The sequence below is a fragment of the Rhodanobacter sp. FW106-PBR-R2A-1-15 genome, from assembly GCF_058789735.1.
Map to the genome: position 1 here is coordinate 1 of NZ_JBYTEM010000005.1, position 17,167 is coordinate 17,167.

At 67.8% G+C, this 17,167-nt stretch carries 15 protein-coding genes; 10 read left to right on the plus strand and 5 right to left on the minus strand.

The window, feature by feature from the left end:
- Positions 1 to 82 precede the first annotated feature (82 nt).
- Complete coding sequence (sucD, locus tag AC3WTD_RS04130) at positions 83 to 955, plus strand: succinate--CoA ligase subunit alpha (protein WP_492612984.1); 873 nt, start codon at positions 83 to 85, stop codon at positions 953 to 955.
- A gap of 92 nt (positions 956 to 1,047) precedes the next feature.
- Complete coding sequence (locus AC3WTD_RS04135) at positions 1,048 to 2,739, plus strand: NAD+ synthase (RefSeq protein WP_492612985.1); 1,692 nt, start codon at positions 1,048 to 1,050, stop codon at positions 2,737 to 2,739.
- A 106-nt stretch (positions 2,740 to 2,845) separates the two neighbouring features.
- On the opposite strand, the gene AC3WTD_RS04140 is transcribed toward AC3WTD_RS04135, so the two are convergent.
- Positions 2,846 to 3,712, minus strand: coding sequence for an outer membrane protein assembly factor BamD (locus AC3WTD_RS04140; RefSeq protein ID WP_037090069.1), 867 nt, complete (start codon positions 3,710 to 3,712; stop codon positions 2,846 to 2,848).
- Positions 3,713 to 3,783: 71 nt separating this feature from the next.
- Here AC3WTD_RS04140 and rluD point away from each other — a divergent pair, with 71 nt between their 5' ends.
- The 3 genes from rluD (at position 3,784) to clpB (ending at position 8,320) form a co-directional block, all read left to right on the plus strand.
- Positions 3,784 to 4,758, plus strand: coding sequence for a 23S rRNA pseudouridine(1911/1915/1917) synthase RluD (rluD, locus tag AC3WTD_RS04145; RefSeq protein WP_492612986.1), 975 nt, complete (start codon positions 3,784 to 3,786; stop codon positions 4,756 to 4,758).
- A gap of 88 nt (positions 4,759 to 4,846) precedes the next feature.
- On the plus strand, positions 4,847 to 5,596 hold the full coding sequence (pgeF, locus tag AC3WTD_RS04150; protein ID WP_492612987.1) for a peptidoglycan editing factor PgeF: 750 nt from the start codon (positions 4,847 to 4,849) through the stop codon (positions 5,594 to 5,596).
- 126 nt (positions 5,597 to 5,722) lie between these two features.
- Entirely contained in the window at positions 5,723 to 8,320 is a 2,598-nt protein-coding gene (gene clpB, locus AC3WTD_RS04155; protein WP_492612988.1) for an ATP-dependent chaperone ClpB, read from the plus strand.
- Positions 8,321 to 8,395: 75 nt separating this feature from the next.
- Here clpB and AC3WTD_RS04160 read toward each other — a convergent pair whose 3' ends face one another.
- Complete coding sequence (locus AC3WTD_RS04160; RefSeq protein WP_235642540.1) at positions 8,396 to 8,677, minus strand: CsgG/HfaB family protein; 282 nt, start codon at positions 8,675 to 8,677, stop codon at positions 8,396 to 8,398.
- A 164-nt stretch (positions 8,678 to 8,841) separates the two neighbouring features.
- Entirely contained in the window at positions 8,842 to 9,855 is a 1,014-nt protein-coding gene (locus AC3WTD_RS04165) for a zinc-dependent alcohol dehydrogenase family protein (RefSeq protein WP_492612989.1), read from the minus strand.
- A 93-nt stretch (positions 9,856 to 9,948) separates the two neighbouring features.
- Here AC3WTD_RS04165 and AC3WTD_RS04170 point away from each other — a divergent pair, with 93 nt between their 5' ends.
- Positions 9,949 to 10,392, plus strand: coding sequence for a winged helix-turn-helix transcriptional regulator (locus AC3WTD_RS04170; RefSeq protein ID WP_492612990.1), 444 nt, complete (start codon positions 9,949 to 9,951; stop codon positions 10,390 to 10,392).
- Between the two features lie 110 nt (positions 10,393 to 10,502).
- Here the strand turns inward: AC3WTD_RS04170 and AC3WTD_RS04175 are convergent, their stop codons facing one another.
- Both AC3WTD_RS04175 and AC3WTD_RS04180 read right to left on the minus strand, forming a co-directional pair.
- A complete protein-coding gene (locus tag AC3WTD_RS04175; RefSeq protein WP_492612991.1) occupies positions 10,503 to 10,658 on the minus strand; it encodes a hypothetical protein in 156 nt (51 codons plus the stop codon).
- A gap of 191 nt (positions 10,659 to 10,849) precedes the next feature.
- Positions 10,850 to 13,222: a TonB-dependent receptor plug domain-containing protein gene (locus AC3WTD_RS04180; protein ID WP_492612992.1), complete on the minus strand. Its 2,373-nt coding sequence runs from the start codon at positions 13,220 to 13,222 to the stop codon at positions 10,850 to 10,852.
- Positions 13,223 to 13,516: 294 nt separating this feature from the next.
- Between AC3WTD_RS04180 and AC3WTD_RS04185 the strand changes: the two genes are divergently transcribed.
- The 4 genes from AC3WTD_RS04185 to AC3WTD_RS04200 all read left to right on the plus strand — a co-directional run bounded on the left by AC3WTD_RS04185 (position 13,517) and on the right by AC3WTD_RS04200 (position 17,092).
- Entirely contained in the window at positions 13,517 to 13,810 is a 294-nt protein-coding gene (locus AC3WTD_RS04185; RefSeq protein WP_492612993.1) for an FmdB family zinc ribbon protein, read from the plus strand.
- 102 nt (positions 13,811 to 13,912) lie between these two features.
- Positions 13,913 to 14,518 (plus strand): DUF3011 domain-containing protein, encoded by a 606-nt coding sequence (locus AC3WTD_RS04190; protein ID WP_492612994.1) that lies wholly within the window; start codon positions 13,913 to 13,915, stop codon positions 14,516 to 14,518.
- An 89-nt stretch (positions 14,519 to 14,607) separates the two neighbouring features.
- Entirely contained in the window at positions 14,608 to 16,371 is a 1,764-nt protein-coding gene (aspS, locus tag AC3WTD_RS04195) for an aspartate--tRNA ligase (RefSeq protein ID WP_492612995.1), read from the plus strand.
- Positions 16,372 to 16,420: 49 nt separating this feature from the next.
- A complete protein-coding gene (locus AC3WTD_RS04200; protein ID WP_051257594.1) occupies positions 16,421 to 17,092 on the plus strand; it encodes an alpha/beta fold hydrolase in 672 nt (223 codons plus the stop codon).
- The last annotated feature ends 75 nt before the right edge of the window (positions 17,093 to 17,167 follow it).

The window sequence follows — 17,167 nt, forward strand, 5'->3', positions numbered from 1 at the left end:
CACCTTGTGCGCGATGCTTTCCGTCACGTGACGAAGAGCATCGCGCACAAGGTGCGCTCCTACACGAACACAGGACACACACATGAGCGTTTTGGTCAACAAAAACACCAAGGTGATCGTGCAGGGCTTCACCGGCCAGCAGGGCACCTTCCATGCACAGCAGTGCCTCGACTACGGCACCCAGGTGGTCGGCGGCGTCACCCCGGGTAAGGGCGGCTCCCAGCACATCGGCCTGCCGGTGTTCAACTCGGTCGATGAAGCGGTGCTCGAAACCGGCGCCGACGCGTCGGTGATCTTCGTACCGCCGCCGTTTGCGGCCGACTCGATCCTCGAAGCGATCGACGCCGGCATCAAGGTCATTGTGGCGATCACCGAAGGCATCCCGGTGCTGGACATGCTGCGCGTGAAGAACGTGCTGGCGCAGCACCCGGAAACCATCCTGATCGGGCCGAACTGCCCCGGCATCATCACCCCCGGCGAATGCAAGATCGGCATCATGCCCGGCCAGATCCACAGCAAGGGCAAGGTCGGCGTGGTCTCACGCTCCGGCACGCTCACCTATGAAGCGGTGTTCCAGACCACCAACGAAGGCCTCGGCCAGAGCACGGTGATCGGCATCGGCGGCGACCCGATCAACGGCCTGAATTTCATCGACTGCCTGAAGCTGTTCCAGGACGACGCGCAGACCGAGGGCATCATCATGGTCGGCGAGATCGGCGGCAGCGCCGAGGAAGACGCCGCCGAGTTCATCGGCGAGTACGTGACCAAGCCGGTGGTGTCGTTCATCGCTGGCGCCTCGGCTCCGGCCGGCAAGCGCATGGGTCATGCCGGTGCGATCATCTCCGGCGGCAAGGGCACCGCCGCGGCGAAGTTCGCCGCGCTGGAGAAGGCTGGCGTCACCACGGTGAAGTCGCCGGCCGACCTGGGCAAGGCGCTCGCCAAGCTGATGAAGTAGCAGTCGGTCCGGCGTAAGTCGGCTCCATAGTGCTCTAAAATGCGCAGGCCGCGACTCGTGTCGCGGCCTTCGTCATTCTGGGAGCACGCTGCATGGCAAGGCTGCGTCTGGCACTGGCCCAATACGATTTTCCGGTCGGTGCGGTGGCGGCGAATGCCGCCAAGGCCGGCGACCTGATCGCGCGGGCACGCAACGGCGGCGCCGCACTGGTGGCGTTTCCCGAACTGACCCTCTCCGGCTACCCGCCAGAGGACCTGCTGCTGCGGCCGAGCTTCCTGGCCGCCTGCGCCGGCGAACTGGCCGTGCTGGCGGCGGCGACCGACGGTGTCGCGGCCCTGGTCGGCCATCCGCACAGCGAGGGCGAGGTATTCAACGCGGCCAGCCTGCTGCGCGATGGCCGGGTGGATTGCACCGCGCACAAGCAGGTGTTGCCGAATTATGGCGTGTTCGACGACAAGCGCTATTTCCGCCCCGGTCACGAGTCGACCACCGCGGTGGTCGACGGGGTGCGGGTGGGGTTTCTGATCTGTGAGGACGTGTGGCAGCCGGAGCCCGCCGCGCAGGCCGCGGCCGAGGGTGCCGAGCTGCTGCTGGTGATCAACGCCTCGCCGTGGGACGGCGCGAAACAGGCCGGGCGCGAGGCCGTGCTGCAGACGCGCGCGCGGGAAACCGGTTGCGCCATCGCCTACCTCAACCTGGTCGGCGGCCAGGACGAGGTGGTCTACGACGGCGGCTCGTTGCTGGTGGACGGCGACGGCACGGTCGCCGCACGCGCGCCGGCGTTCGTCGACGCGCTGCTGTGGGCCGAGTTCGACCCGGCCACGCGCCGCTGGTCGGCGGACGGCTGGCCGGTGGCCGCCGACGCATCGCCGGAGGCGACGCTGTACGCCGCCTTGGTGCGCGGCACCCGCGACTACATCGACAAGAACGGCTTCGGCGGCGTGCTGCTGGGCCTGTCCGGCGGTATCGACTCGGCGCTGGTACTGGCGCTGGCGGTCGACGCGCTGGGTGCCGAACGAGTCACCGCCGTGATGATGCCCACGCGCTACACCTCGCAACTGTCGCTGGACGGCGCGCGAGCCCAGGCGCAGGGGCTGAGCGTGGATTACCACGTGATCGACATCGAACCGACCTACCGGTCGTTCATCGCGGCGCTGACCCCGGCGTTCGCCGGCAAGGCCGCCGACACCACCGAGGAGAACCTGCAGTCGCGCATCCGCGGCGCCCTGCTGATGGCACTGTCCAACAAGCACGGCCGGCTGCTGCTGGCGACCGGCAACAAGAGCGAGATGGCGGTCGGCTACGCCACCTTGTACGGCGACATGTGCGGCGCCTATGCACCGCTGAAGGACGTGTACAAGACGGTGGTGTACCGGCTGGCGCGCTGGCGCAATGGGGCCGGGAATCGGGATTCGGGATTCGGGATTCGGCCAAGCGCATCGGCGCGCGACGGCGGCTTTTCACGAATCCCGAATCACGAATCCCCAATCCCGGATGAGGTGATCGCCCGCCCGCCCTCGGCCGAGCTGCGTGACAACCAGACCGACCAGGATTCGCTGCCGTCGTACGAGGTACTGGATGCGATCCTGGCGCGCTTCATCGAGGGCGAGCAGTCGCAGGCGGAGATCGTCGCCGCCGGTTTCGCCGCCGACGTGGTGCATCGGGTGGTACGGCTGGTGCTGGTCAACGAGTTCAAGCGGCGGCAGGCGGCACCCGGCCCCCGCGTGACCACCCGTGCGTTCGGCCGCGAGCGCCGCTATCCCATCACTTCCGGCTGGAGATGACGGGATACGGGATACGGGATACGGAAGAGCGACGGTCGTGCAGGCTTCGGCTTTTGCGAATCCCGAATCCCGTCCCCGAATCCCGCGGGGCGCTGCGCGCCCTGCCTCAATGATGCCCCGAGAACGGCACCATCTTGCGCAGCGTGGACGGCGCGTGCGGCCATTTGGCGTCGGTCAGGTACGGATGGCCCGGGTAGTTCAGCGCCAGCACCTGCCGGCTCTGGTCGGCCAGGGTCTTCTGGTCCAGCGCCAGGTAGCTGCGGCTGAGGATGGCTAGTGCGTCGCCGGTCTGCGGCGCCTGCTGGTAGTGCTCGATCACGTACTGCGCCCGGTCGGCGGCGGCGATGTAGGCCTTGTTGCGCAGGTAGAACTCGGCCACGTTGATCTCGTACTGGGCCAGGATGTTGCGCAGGTAGATCATGCGCTGGCGCGCGTCGGCGGTGTACGCGCTGTCCGGGAAGCGCCGCGACAGCTCGGAGAAGTCGTCGAACGACTGCAGGTTGTAGCCCTGGTCGCGGCGCGCCTGCGAGCCTTTGCGGTTGATGTAGCGATCGATCATGCCGCTGGTACGATCGAAATTGATCAGGCCGCGCAGGTAATAGGCATAATCGACGTGCTTGTTGGCCGGATAGGTCTTGATGAAGCGGTTCACGGTCGACGAGGCATCATCCGGCTGGTTGTCCTTGTATTGCGCGTAGGCCATCTCCAGCTGTGCCTGCTCGTTGTACTCGCCCGACGGGAAACGCGCGATCAGGCGCTGGTAGGCCTTGGTGGCGGCCGCATAGTCGGTGTTCTGCAGCGAGGCATGCGCATTGTCGTACAGCGCGACCAGCGGCATCGTGTCGATGGTGTCCCTTTTCGACTTGAACATCGAACATGCGCTCATCGAGACGACGAGCGCGAGCACCACAAGCACTTTGAGTACAGGCAATTTGGGCATCGGCAGCGTGGGCGAGTCGATCGTTGGGCGCATAAGGAAAGAATTCGGATGTTTGAGCGAAAAGGCATGATAGCCGAAACCGGCCACAGCCCGCGGAAGCCGGCATGACCACGATCCGGCACGAAGCGGAGGTACCACTGGGCGCGGCGGGACGCAGGTTCGACCAGGCGCTGGCCGAGATGTTCCCCGACTACTCGCGCTCACGGCTCAGCGGCTGGATCAAATCCGGTGCGGTGACCCTGGACGGCGCGCCCGCGCCACCGCGGCAGCTGCTGCGCGGCGGCGAGCGGGTGCAGCTGCGGGTGGAGCTGGAAAACGAGGTGGCCAGCGCGGCGGAGGACATCGCGCTGGCCATCGTGCACGAGGACGAGCACCTGCTGGTGCTGGACAAGCCGGCCGGGCTGGTGGTCCACCCCGGCGCCGGCAACCCGGCCGGCACCCTGCTCAACGCGCTGCTGCACCACGACCCGCGGCTGGCCGAGCTGCCGCGCGCCGGCATCGTGCACCGGCTGGACAAGGACACTTCCGGCCTGATGGTGGTGGCGCGGACCCTGCCGACCTACACCGCGCTGGTCGACCTGCTGTCGCGCCACGAGGTGGAGCGCCAGTACGAGGCGGTGGTGCTGGGCACGCTGGTGGCCGGCGGCACGGTGGATACGCCGATCGGGCGCAGCCTGGGCGACCGCCTGCGCCAGGCGGTGCGCGACGAGGAAGACGGCAAGCGCGCGGTGACCCACTACCGCGTGCGCGAACGTTTCCGCGCGCACAGCCTGCTGCAGTGCCGGCTGGAAACCGGCCGCACCCACCAGATCCGCGTGCACCTGGCGCACATCGGCCACCCGCTGGTCGGCGACCCGCTGTACGGCGGCGGCCTGAAGCTGCCCAAGGGCGCCAGCGCGGAGCTGGCCGCCGCCCTGCGTGGCTTCCGTCGGCAGGCGCTGCACGCCGAGCAACTGGCGTTCATCCACCCGGCCACCGGCGAGGCGATGTCGTTCGGCGCGGAGCGGCCGGCCGACCAGCAGCGGCTGATCGAGGCGCTGCGTGCCGATCTGGCCGAACACGGTTCGGATCACTACTGAAGCAAGGGGGAACGGATGACCGGCATTGCGGGTGTGCGATGCTTCTCGAATCCCGAATCCCGAATCCCGAATCCCGAATCCCGAAAAAATGACCGATACCTGGATTTTTCCCGACTGGCCGGCTCCATCGCGCATCCACGCGGCGGTCACCACCCGTCTGGGGCCGGGCATCTCGGCGCCGCCGTTCGAGCGTTTCAATCTCGGCCTGCGCAGCGGTGACGACCCCGACGCCGTGCAAGCCAATCGCAGCGCGCTGCAGCAGGCCTTGCGGCTGCCGTCGGCGCCGCGCTGGCTGCGCCAGGTGCACGGCGTCAACGTGGCCCAGCTGGGGCCGCTGCTCGGTGCGGACGAGCCGCAGGCGGATGCGGCGGCCTCGCATGTCCCCGGCACGGTGCTGGCCATCCTCACCGCCGACTGCCTGCCGGTGCTGTTCTGCGCCGACGACGGCCGCGAGATCGGCGCGGCCCATGCCGGCTGGCGCGGCCTGGCTGCCGGCGTGCTGGAGGCCACCCTGACCCAGCTGGAAACCCCGCCGGCGCGGCTGCTGGCCTGGCTGGGGCCGTGCATCGGCGCGGCTTCCTACGAGGTGGGCGAGGAGGTGCGCAGCGCCTTCGTGGCATCCGATGCCGGCGCCGCGGACTGCTTCGCGGCCACCCGTGCCGGACACTGGCTGTGCGACCTCGCCGCCCTGGCGCGGCGCCGGCTGCAGGCCGCCGGCGTCCAGCGCATCCACGGCGGCGGCTTCGACACGCTGGCCGATCCGCGCTTCTACTCCTACCGCCGCGAAGGCGCTCGCAGCGGCCGCTTCGCCAGCCTGGTCTGGTTCGCCGACAGCTGAGTCGTGGCCGGCTGTTGACGCCACGTCGTCATGCCGTTTGCTTGAATCGCTACCCGTTGTCCGCATCTAGCTGGGCAGTGGCGACGACGTCTGCCAGAACCTCTCACCTCTTGCGGGGGATTACTCATGCGAATGGACAAACTCACCTCGCGCTTCCAGCAGGCGCTGGCCGACGCGCAGTCGCTGGCCGTGGGCCGCGACCACAACATGCTCGAACCGGTGCACGTGATGGCCGCGCTGCTCGGCCAGCAGGGCGGCTCGACCGCGCCGCTGCTGACCCAGGCCCAGGTCAACGTGCCGCTGCTGACCCAGCGCGTCAACGACCTGCTGGAACGGCTGCCGAAGGTCAGCGGGCAGGAAGGCAACATCAACCTGGGCAACGACCTCAACCGGCTGCTCAACCTCACCGACAAGCTGGCGCAGCAGCGCGGCGACCAGTTCATCGCCAGCGAGCTGTTCGTGCTGGCGGCGCTGGAGGACAAGGGCGAACTGGGCGCGGCGCTGAAGGCGGCGGGCGCGACCAAGGCGAACCTTGAGGCGGCGATCGAGAAACTGCGCGGCGGCGAGAAGGTGCAGAGCGAGAATGCCGAGGAGCAGCGCCAGGCGCTGGAGAAATACTGCATCGACCTCACCGCGCGCGCCGAGTCGGGCAAGCTCGATCCGGTGATCGGCCGCGACGAGGAGATCCGCCGCACCATCCAGGTGCTGCAGCGGCGCACCAAGAACAACCCGGTGCTGATCGGCGAACCCGGCGTGGGCAAGACCGCGATCGTCGAGGGCCTGGCCCAGCGCATCATCAAGGGCGAGGTGCCCGAAGGGTTGCGCGACCGCCGCGTGCTGGCGCTGGACATGGGCGCGCTGATCGCCGGCGCGAAGTTTCGCGGCGAGTTCGAGGAGCGCCTGAAGGCGGTGCTGAACGACCTGGCCAAGAACGAAGGCCAGATCATCCTGTTCATCGACGAGCTGCACACCATGGTCGGCGCCGGCAAGGCCGAAGGCTCGATGGACGCCGGCAACATGCTGAAGCCGGCGCTGGCGCGCGGTGAGCTGCACTGCATCGGCGCCACCACGCTGGACGAGTACCGCAAGTACATCGAGAAGGACGCCGCGCTGGAGCGCCGCTTCCAGAAGGTGTTCGTGGGCGAGCCGTCGGTGGAGGACACCATCGCGATCCTGCGCGGCCTGAAGGAGCGCTACGCGGTGCACCACGGGGTGGAGATCACCGACCCGGCGATCGTCGCCGCGGCCACGTTGTCGCACCGCTACATCGCCGACCGCCAGCTGCCGGACAAGGCGATCGACCTGATGGACGAGGCGGCTTCGCGCATCCGCATGGAGATCGACTCCAAGCCGGAGGAACTGGATCGCCTCGAGCGCCGACTGATCCAGCTGAAGATCCAGCGCGAAATGCTGAAGAAGGAGAAGGACAGCGAGTCGAAGCAGCGCCTGGCCGATCTCGAAACCGACATCGGCAAGCTCGAGCGCGAGTTCTCCGACTTGAACGAGATCTGGAAATCCGAAAAGGCCGCGCTGCAGGGCACGACCAGGGTGAAGGAGCAGATCGAGCAGGCGCGGCAGGAACTCGACGCCGCGCAGCGCCGGCAGGACTACGCCAAGATGAGCGAGATCCAGTACGGCAAGCTGCCGGCGCTGGAGAAGCAGCTGGCCGCGGCACAGGCTGCCGAAACGCAGGATTTCAAGTTGGTGCAGACCCGCGTTACCGCCGAGGAAATCGCCGAGGTGGTCAGCCGCTGGACCGGCATCCCGGTCAGCAAGATGCTGGAGGGCGAGCGCGACAAGCTGCTGCACATGGAGGACGAGCTGCACAAACGCGTGGTCGGCCAGGATGAGGCGGTGCACGCGGTGTCCGATGCGATCCGTCGTTCCCGTGCGGGCCTGTCCGACCCGAACCGGCCGAACGGCTCGTTCCTGTTCCTCGGCCCCACCGGCGTGGGCAAGACCGAGCTGTGCAAGGCGCTGGCCGAGTTCATGTTCGACACCACCGACGCGATGGTGCGCATCGACATGAGCGAGTTCATGGAGAAGCACTCCGTCTCGCGCCTGGTCGGTGCCCCGCCGGGCTACGTCGGCTACGAAGAGGGCGGCTACCTCACCGAGGCGGTGCGCCGCCGGCCGTACAGCGTGATCCTGCTGGACGAGGTGGAGAAGGCGCACCCGGACGTGTTCAACATCCTGCTGCAGGTGCTCGACGACGGCCGCCTCACCGACGGTCAGGGCCGCACGGTGGATTTCCGCAACACGGTGATCGTGATGACCTCGAACCTCGGTTCGCAGATGATCCAGGACGAGGTCGAGAGCAACGGCAGCGACGACGCCGAGGCGCAGTACACGCGCATGAAGGCGTCGGTGCTGGGCGTGGTGCAGGCGCACTTCCGCCCGGAGTTCATCAACCGGCTCGACGAGATCGTGGTGTTCCGCCCGCTGGACAAGAGCCAGATCCGCGCGATCGCGAAGATCCAGCTCGAATACCTGGAGAAGCGCCTGGCCGAGCGCCAGCTGAAGCTGGACGTCGGCGACGACGCACTGGCCTTGCTCGGCAACGTCGGCTTCGATCCGGTGTACGGCGCGCGGCCGCTGAAGCGGGCGATCCAGCAGCAGCTGGAGAATCCGCTGGCGAAGCAGATCCTCGAAGGCCGCTTCCAGTCGGGCGACACGGTGAAGGTCGCCGCCGAGGGCAGGCAGCTGGTGTTCCGCAAGGCATGAGTCGGGCCGCGGGCATGCCCGCGGCAGCGTGCGGCGGCCGGGAAGGTCCGGCCTGCCGCACAGTGCGCCCGGCGGTCAGTCGAGGTCCAGCGTCTTCTTGCCGTCGTCGCGGCGGCGCCGTTCCTTCTGCCGATAGCGGGCTTCGCCACCGTCACGCTTGACCATGGTGCAGTCCAGGTAGTCGGTGGCTTCGATCAGCGCTGCGCGCACCGCCTTGCTGGCCGGGGTCTTCTTCGCATGGGCGAAGTCGCCGCCGACGCCGCTGACGTAGCCGTGCAGGTCGACGCCGCCACTGCAGCTGCGTCCTTCGACCAGGCTGACCCAGCTGCCACCGTGTTGTGCCGCCAAGGTCTGCAAGGCGACCAGGGTGCTCTGCTTGTCGCCGTTGAGGCTGGCGCCATTGACGAAGCCGCCGGATACCTTGCCCTGCCAACCGCCAGCGTGTTCCAGTCCGCCTCCTACAAATTGCCTTCCTGGTCGATGGCTATCCGTTCCGCGTCAGCACCTTCCGGCTCAGGGCATCAGAGCGCGTAATCCAGGCCGATTTTTCCGAAATGGCCTCCGGCCTGTTGCAACCGGAACGCATCGGCCATATCGCGCAGTGCGAAACTGCGGTCGATTACCGGGCGGATGCCGGTGGCCTCAATGGCGCGCACCAGTGCGATCTGGTGCTGGCGGTTCCCGACACCGATGCCGCTGACGCGCTGTTGGCGCAGCATCAGTTCGACCGTCGGCACCACATCGGCAACGCCCGTGAGAGCACCGATCAGTGCGATGTGCCCGCCGACACGCGCGGAACGCATCGACTGCGTCAGCGTGCCGGGGCCGCCCACTTCGATGACGTGATCGACGCCACGCCCGCCGGTGATCTCCAGCACCTGCTTCGACCATTCGGGGTGCTGGCGGTAGTTGATGCCGTAATCGGCACCCAGCGCAGCGGCGCGGGCAAGCTTTTCCTCTGAGGATGAGGTCACGATCACTGTCGCGCCTGCGGCCTTCGCCAGTTGCAGCGCAAAAATCGACACGCCGCCAGTGCCCAGCGCCAGCACGGTGTCGCCGACTTTCAGGCCGCCTTCGACCACCAGTGCGCGCCAGGCGGTCAGCCCGGCGGTGGTCAGCGTGGCCGCCTCCACATGGCTGTACCCGCGCGGCGCATGGGTGAAGGCCGTAGCTGGTCGCACCACCGCCTCGCGGGCATAACCGTCGATGCCGTCGCCGGGGGTTGCAGCGAAACCGGCCGCGACCGGGCCTCCGGCCAGCCATTGCGGATAGAAAGTAGAAACGACGTGATCGCCGACGGCGAACTCATGCACATCGGCACCGACTGCTTCGACCACGCCGGCACCATCGGACAAGGGGATACGACCGTCCTCTACCGGCATCCGCCCCAGCACCACGTCCAGGTCATGAAAATTGAGGGAACTGGCGTGCAGCCGCACGCGGATTTTACCGGCACCAGGTGCGCCGGGATCCGCGCTGTCGGTGTATTCGAGATGCTCCAACCCGAAAGGGCGACGAAGATGGATGGCTTTCATGTGCGGACGGACTTCCGGATCGACTAGCATGCAGAGCATGAAATGTATGACCGTTCTTGCGAATGTGGAAGTACGCACCTTCAGGTTAGTGATATGAGCCGCTCTGTGAGTGAAAAGGCACCTGTCCCGGTCGACCAGGCGAACGAATCGAGTGGCAACCTCACACTGACTGCGCGTGTCAGACGCGGAGATCTGTTCACCGGAAATTGCGAGTCGCGCGAGGTGTTCGCCCACATCACCAGCCTGTGGGGCGTGCTGTGCCTGATCGCCTTGCGCGAGGGCACCCTGCGTTACGGCGAACTGCGCCGAAAGGCCTCTGGGATCAGTGAAAAAATGCTGGCCCAGACCCTTCAGCGCCTTGAGGGGGATGGATTGGTTCGCCGCACGTCCTATCCGGTCATTCCTCCGCATGTCGAATATGACCTCACCCCATTGGGCGAGGAAGCGGCTGCGCATGTGGCCGCGCTGGCGGACTGGCTCGAAGTCAATTTTCCCCGCATACGGGAAGCGACTGGGCAAAACAAGAATCCAGATTGATTTTCTGCTGGAGCGCCCCCGATCACCGCAGCGTGGGTCATTACCCTACTGATGACCCACACCGCCGCTGCACATCGTCGCGGCGGGTTGCTGGCCTAACCGCTGTTCGATCACCGGCCGCCACGGCACTGGGCTGAATCCATGCCATCATCGAGCAGCGCATAGCGCCCGCTGGTGAGCATCACGGAACGCCGGTAGATGCCGGCCACGCGCTGCCCGCGCCGTTGCGTGTCGGGCGTGTTGCGCAGCTTGGAGCAGTCCTCCATGGACTTCGTGCATAGCTCCTTGACCGTGGGAGCTTTGCGCGATGCCGCCTGGTCAGCGGATGGGTCGCCACCCCGGCGAACCTGAGCCAGCCGAGCTTCGGTGTAGTCCAGCAAAGTTCGGTGCTGGAGTCATGGCGAAATGAAAAAGCCCCGGACTTGCCGGGGCTCTGTTCCGCCTGCGTGGCACAGGCCTACCAGCGGTACGCTACCTTGCCGTAGACGTAGGCGCCGTTGAAGCCGAACGGCGAGCTCGAGCTGTACGGCAGGATGCCCGAGATGCTGTTGGCGGCGATCACCTTGTCCGGGTATTCGTTGAACACGTTGTCCGCGCCGAGGGTGAAGGTCCACTGGTCCAGCGTGTAGTCGCCGGCCAGGTCCAGCACCCACTTCGCGGCGAAGGTCTGGTCGTTGGCCGGCTTGTTGTTCAGCACGGTGAACTTGCCGTAGCGCGACAGCGTGGAGCGCAGGCCCCAGTGGCCGAGTGTCCAGTCGCCGCCGAGGGTCAGCTTGTCGCGGGGCGCGCCGACCGTGATGCGGCCTTTCTCCGTGCGTCCGATGCGCTGCAGGTTCAGCCCGTTCTGCGCCAGGATCGCCGGGTTCGGCCGCGTGTTGAGGATGTCGGTCTTGTTGTAGTTGTAGCCCAGCGTGAGGTTGAGCCCGCCGCCGGCCAGCTCGGTGCGCCAGCTGCCCACGATGTCCACGCCGCGGGTACGCGTGTCCACCGCATTGGTGAAGTAGCGCCCGCCGGTGACGCCGGGGAAGCCGTGCGCGGTGAGGTAGTTGGTGACGGCGGTGCCGGTGAGGTTTTCCGACAGCACGATGCGGTCGCCGATGCGGATCTGGTAGGCATCGACGGTCAGCGCGGTGCGGTCGGTGGGCTGCAGCACCAGGCCCAGGCTGTAGTTCACCGACTTCTCCGCCTTCAGCGGTTCGGCGCCGAAGGCGCGCCCGACCGGGCTGTTCACCGGGAACGTGCGCACCTCGTAGGGCACGCTGCTGATGAACACGGTCGAGGTGGTGGAGTAGTCCTGCTGGGCCAGCGATGGCGCGCGGAAGCCGTTCGAGGCGGTGGCGCGCAGCGCGACCTTGTCGGTGAACGCGTAGCGGGCCGACAGCTTGCCCGAGGTGGTGTTGCCGAAGTCGCTGTATTTCTCGTGGCGTACGGCCAGCGAGCCGCTCAGCTGCTGGGTGAGGTCTGCGTCCAGCTCGCCGTACACGGCGTAGCTGTGACGGCTGTTGGAGTTGGCGTCGGACGGACGGAAGCCGGGGAATACCTGCGAGCCGCCGCCGAAATACGAGCTGGGGTCGCCGGCGTCGATGGTGTAGTTCTCGTGGCGGTATTCCCCGCCGAACGCCAGGGTCAGCGGGCCGGCCAGACCGCCCACCTCGAAGTCGCGCGAGAAATCCGCGTTGAGCAGTTTCTCGGTGTTGTTCAGCCGGCCGGCGTAGAAATGGGTGGGGCTGGTGGGGCCGAGCTGGGTGTTGAGGCTGTGGTTGACGTCGAACTGCAGGCTGTTCTTGCCGTAGTTGCCGCTGAGGTCCCAGTGCCAGTAGTTCGCCGTGGTGCCGCGGATGCCGGCGACGAAGGCGCGGTCCTTGGAGGTGGTGGCGATCAGCGGCAGGAAGCCGTCGGGGTAGATCGCGCGGATGTTGCGGCGGTCCAGGCCCGGACGGTAGAAGCCGGCGGATTCCGCGTCGCGGTTGTTGGCGTTGGCGAACGCGTAGACGTTGACGTTCGGCGACAGGTCGTACTGGCTGTTGAGGAACACCGACTGGTGGGTGACCTCGGGATCGCCGAAGCGCTGGTTGACGCGGGCGTAGCTGGGGTCGGCCGGGTTGCGCAGGTCCGGCCCGGCACGGTCGGTGTAGCCGTCCTTGCCCACCGCGGCGGCCACGCGCAGCCAGCCGTTCTGGCCGAGGTGGAAGCCGATGTCGCCGCTGCCTTCGCGCTGCAGGCCGTCGCCGGCGCTGTACTGGCCCACGCTGGCAGCCACGCTGCCGCCGTCGGCGCCGTCCTTCAGCATGATGTTGATCACCCCGGCGATCGCGTCGGAACCATACTGCGCGGCGGCGCCGTCGCGCAGCACCTCGATGCGCTTCACCGCGGTGATCGGGATCGCGTTGAGGTCCACCGGCGAGGAGCCGCGGCCCTGGGTGCCGTTGAGGTTCACGATGGCGCCGGTATGGCGGCGCTTGCCGTTCACCAGCACCAGCACCTGGTCGGGCGACAGGCCGCGCAGCTGCGCCGGGCGCGAGCCGTCGGTGCCGTCGGTGAGCGAAGGGCGCGGGAAGTTCAGCGAGGGCAGCAGGCGCGACAGCGCGGTGGCCAGCTCGGTGGTGCCGGTGCCCTGCAGGTCGGCCGGGTTCAGCACGTCGATCGGCGCCAGCGACTCGCCGGCGGTGCGGTTGGACACGCGCGTGCCGGTGACCACCACGGCATCCAGGCTCTTGGCCTTGGTCGGGGCGGGCTGGGCGACGTCCTGTGCGGCGACGTTGCCGGCCAGGGCCAGCAGCACCGCGGCGGGCAGCCACGCCAGGGCGATCGGGTTGGAACGTTTGCTCATGGAAACTCTCCGGTTCGTGATTTGCCGCGGCGCAGCAAATGCAGACTAGTGACGCACCATCGCTTCGTCAATAGACGTATAGACGTCTATCAGTCCAAATGCCTCAACGACCCCTTCGCATGCAATCGGGCGAACCCGCAGCGGCAGGCTGCCGCCGGCGCTCGGCACGGATCTGCAGGCTACTCCGGTGCGCAGAACGCCCGCCATGTGCCGCCTGCTGCATTGAAATCCGGCCGCACACCCCGATAATGGTCCATTGCCGGCCGCGCGATGGCCGGCGTGCCCGGAGTTCCCATGCCCATCTACGAGTTCGAATGCAGCCATTGCGGTCACCGTTTCGACCGGCTGCAGAAGTTGTCCGACGCCGATCCCACCATCTGCCCCGCCTGCGATGCGCCGCACTTGCGGCGGATGGTCAGCGCGCCGTCGTTCCGTCTTGCCGGCAGCGGCTGGTACGAGACCGACTTCAAGAAGAACGGCGAGAAGAAACACAACCTCGCCGGCGACGCCGGCCAGCCCAGCACGGCGGCGGCCCCTGCCGCGGCGCCGGCGACGGCCTCCAGCGACACCGCCGGCAGCGCCAGCTGAACCGGCGAAACCTCCGCCCGGTTGGCGTATTCCGACGCGGGATATGCTGATTCCGCAAGACCCCGGCGGGGTGCCGGCGTCGGAGCGGGCGAGGAGGCGGCAATGCGTGCAATCGGCGGGTGGATGGTCGGGGTCGTCGCGGCTGCGCTGACGGGTGGACTGCTGGGCATGGCGACGCCGGTCCGGGCGCACTCGGACGCACCGGTGCGCTGCGTGAGCAACGACGGCCACTACGCGCGCTGCGCCGTGCCATGGCGATACGTCGAGCTGTACAGGCAGGAGTCGAAGGCCGCCTGCATTCGCGGCGAGAGCTGGGGCATGGACTACGACACGCTGTGGGTCGACCGCGGCTGCCGCGGCCTGTTCGGTCCGGCCGACCGCGGTGGCTACGGCTACGGCGACCGAGGCCGCTACAACGATCCTGATGATCATTACGCCCCGGGCGATCGCTACGACGACCGCTACGACGACGACCGTGGCGGCTGGCGTCCCGGTCCCGGCTGGGATCGCCGGATCAGCCTGCAGTGCGACAGCAACCAGAAGAAGTACCAGCTGTGCCAGGTCGACGTGGGCTACGGCCGCGTGCGGCTGGGGCGGCAGCTTTCCGACGCGAATTGCGTGGAGGGCTACAGCTGGGGCTGGAACCGCGCCGGGGTGTGGGTGGCGCACGGCTGCCGCGGCCAGTTTCTGGTCGACCGGCGCTGGTAGCGCGGCGCGCCGCATTGCGCGGCAGTGGTAGACTTCGCGGTCTTTTCCCTCTGCCTGAAGTCGCCGCGGCGACGCCGGAGTTCCAACGCATGCGCACGCATTACTGCGGCCTCATCGACGAGGCGCTGATCGGCCAGACCGTCACCCTGTGCGGCTGGGTCAACAAGATCCGCCTGCAGGCGCATGTGGCGTTCGTCGACCTGCGCGACCACGAGGGGCTGGCGCAGGTGGTGGTCGATCGCGACAACGCCGCGGCGTTCGCCGTCGCCGGCGAGCTGGGCTACGAGTACTGCCTGCGTGTCACCGGCACGATCCGTCCGCGGGTGTCGATCAACGACAAGCTGAAGACCGGTACGGTCGAGCTGCTGGCCGACAGCGTCGAGGTGCTCAATGCCGCCAAGGACCTGCCGTTCGCGCTGCACGAGAGCCCGAACGAGGACCTGCGGATGACCTACCGCTACCTCGACCTGCGCCGCCCCGAGATGCAGGCGATGATGCGCAAGCGGATCAAGCTGGTGCAGGCGCTGCGCCGCTACCTCGACGCACGCGGCTTCCAGGACATCGAGACGCCGATCCTGACCAAGGCCACGCCCGAGGGCGCACGCGACTACCTGGTGCCCAGCCGCGTGCATCCGGGCCAGTTCTACGCTTTGCCGCAGTCGCCGCAGCTGTTCAAGCAGATCCTGATGGTGGCCGGCTTCGACCGCTACTACCAGATCGCCCGCTGCTTCCGCGACGAGGACTTGCGCGCCGACCGCCAGCCGGAGTTCACCCAGCTCGACCTGGAGTTCGCCTTCGTCGAAGAGAAGGACGTGCAGGATTTCGTGGAGGAGCTGATCCGCCACGTGTTCAAGGAAGTGCAGGGCGTCGAACTCGATGCCGCGTTCCCGCGCATGACCTGGGCCGAGGCGATGCGTCGCTTCGGCTCGGACAAGCCGGACCTGCGCATCGCGCTGGAGCTGGTCGACGTGGCCGACGTGCTGAAGCACGTCGAGTTCAAGGTGTTCGCCGAGCCGGCCAACGATCCCGCCGGCCGTGTCGCCGCGTTGCGCGTGCCCGGCGGCAGCACGTTGTCGCGCAAGGACATTGACGGTCTGGCCGAATACGCCGCGCGCTACGGCGCGAAGGGGCTGGCCTGGCTCAAGGTCGAGGATCTGGCCAAGGGCCGCGAGGGGATCAATTCGCCGGTGGCGAAGTTCCTCGACGACGCGGCGCTGGACGGCGTGCTGAAAGCCACCGGCGCGCAGAGCGGCGACATCGTGTTCTTCGGCGCCGGTGCGTGGAAGACCGTCAGCGACTTCATGGGCGCGCTGCGGCTGAAGCTAGGCAAGGACCGCAGCCTGGTCGAGGACAGCTGGAAGCCGCTGTGGGTCACCGACTTCCCGATGTTCGAGTACGACGCCGAGGAGCAGCGCTTCGTGGCCCTGCATCATCCGTTCACCGCGCCGAAGGTGGATGACGCCGCCCAGCTGCGCGCCGATCCGCACAACGCGGTGAGCCGCGGTTACGACATGGTGTTGAACGGCAATGAGATCGGCGGCGGCTCGATCCGCATCCACCGGCCGGAGATGCAAAGCACGGTGTTCGAGTTGCTCGGCATCGGCGCGGAGGAGGCCGAGATGAAGTTCGGCTTCCTGCTCAAGGCGCTGAAGTTCGGCGCGCCGCCGCATGGTGGTCTGGCGTTCGGCATCGACCGCATCGCCGCGCTGATGGCCGGCACCGAGTCGATCCGCGACGTGATCGCGTTCCCCAAGACCACCAGCGCCCAGGACCTGATGACCGACGCGCCGTCGCCAGTATCCGACGCGCAACTGAAGGAGCTGTCGATAGCGACCGTCGAGAACAAGCCCTGAGGCTGGGGGCGCGCATCCTTGTCGGCGGCCGATGGTGGCGAGGCGCGTGATGACCGAATCCCGAATCCCGTATCCCGAATCCCGGCTCCCCGCGCACGTGATCCTGCTGCACGGCCTGTGGATGCGCGGCTTCGCGCTGTCCATGCTGCACCGGCGGCTGATCGAGGCGGGCTTCCGCGTGCACCGCTTCGATTACCTGAGCGTGGCGGCCACCCAGCAGCGCATCCTGGACCGGTTGCAGGCGCGTATGGCCGCGCTGGCGGGGGAGGCCGACGCGGTGCACCTGGTCGGTCACAGTCTCGGCGGCCTGCTGGCCCTGCGCGCGTGCCTGGACGGCAACCCGCCGCCCGGCCGCATCGTCTGCCTGGGCTCGCCGCTGAAGGGCAGCGCCGCCGCGCGCGGTTTCGCTGCCTGGGGCCGCGGTGGCGAGGTGCTGCTGGGGCACAACCGCGAACTGCTGCAACAGGGCTTCGAACGCTGGGACGGGCCACGTGAGGTCGGCGTGATCGCTGGGCGCCTGCCGCTGGGCCTGGGCGCCATGCTCGGCCACTTCGCTGGCGCGCACGACGGCACGGTGGCAGTGGAGGAAACCCGCCTGGCGGGGGTGACCGCGCACCGCGTGGTCGAGGCGAATCATATCGGCCTGCTGTTCTCGCAGGAGGTGGCGCGGCTGGTGGCGGAGTTCCTCCGGGATGGGCGGTTCACGGCGGTTCCCGGCTGAGGCGTCATGTCGCGGCACGGCGCGGCGGCGCGGCCGGCACGCGGGCCGAATTCGGGTAAAATTGGCCGCTTGTCC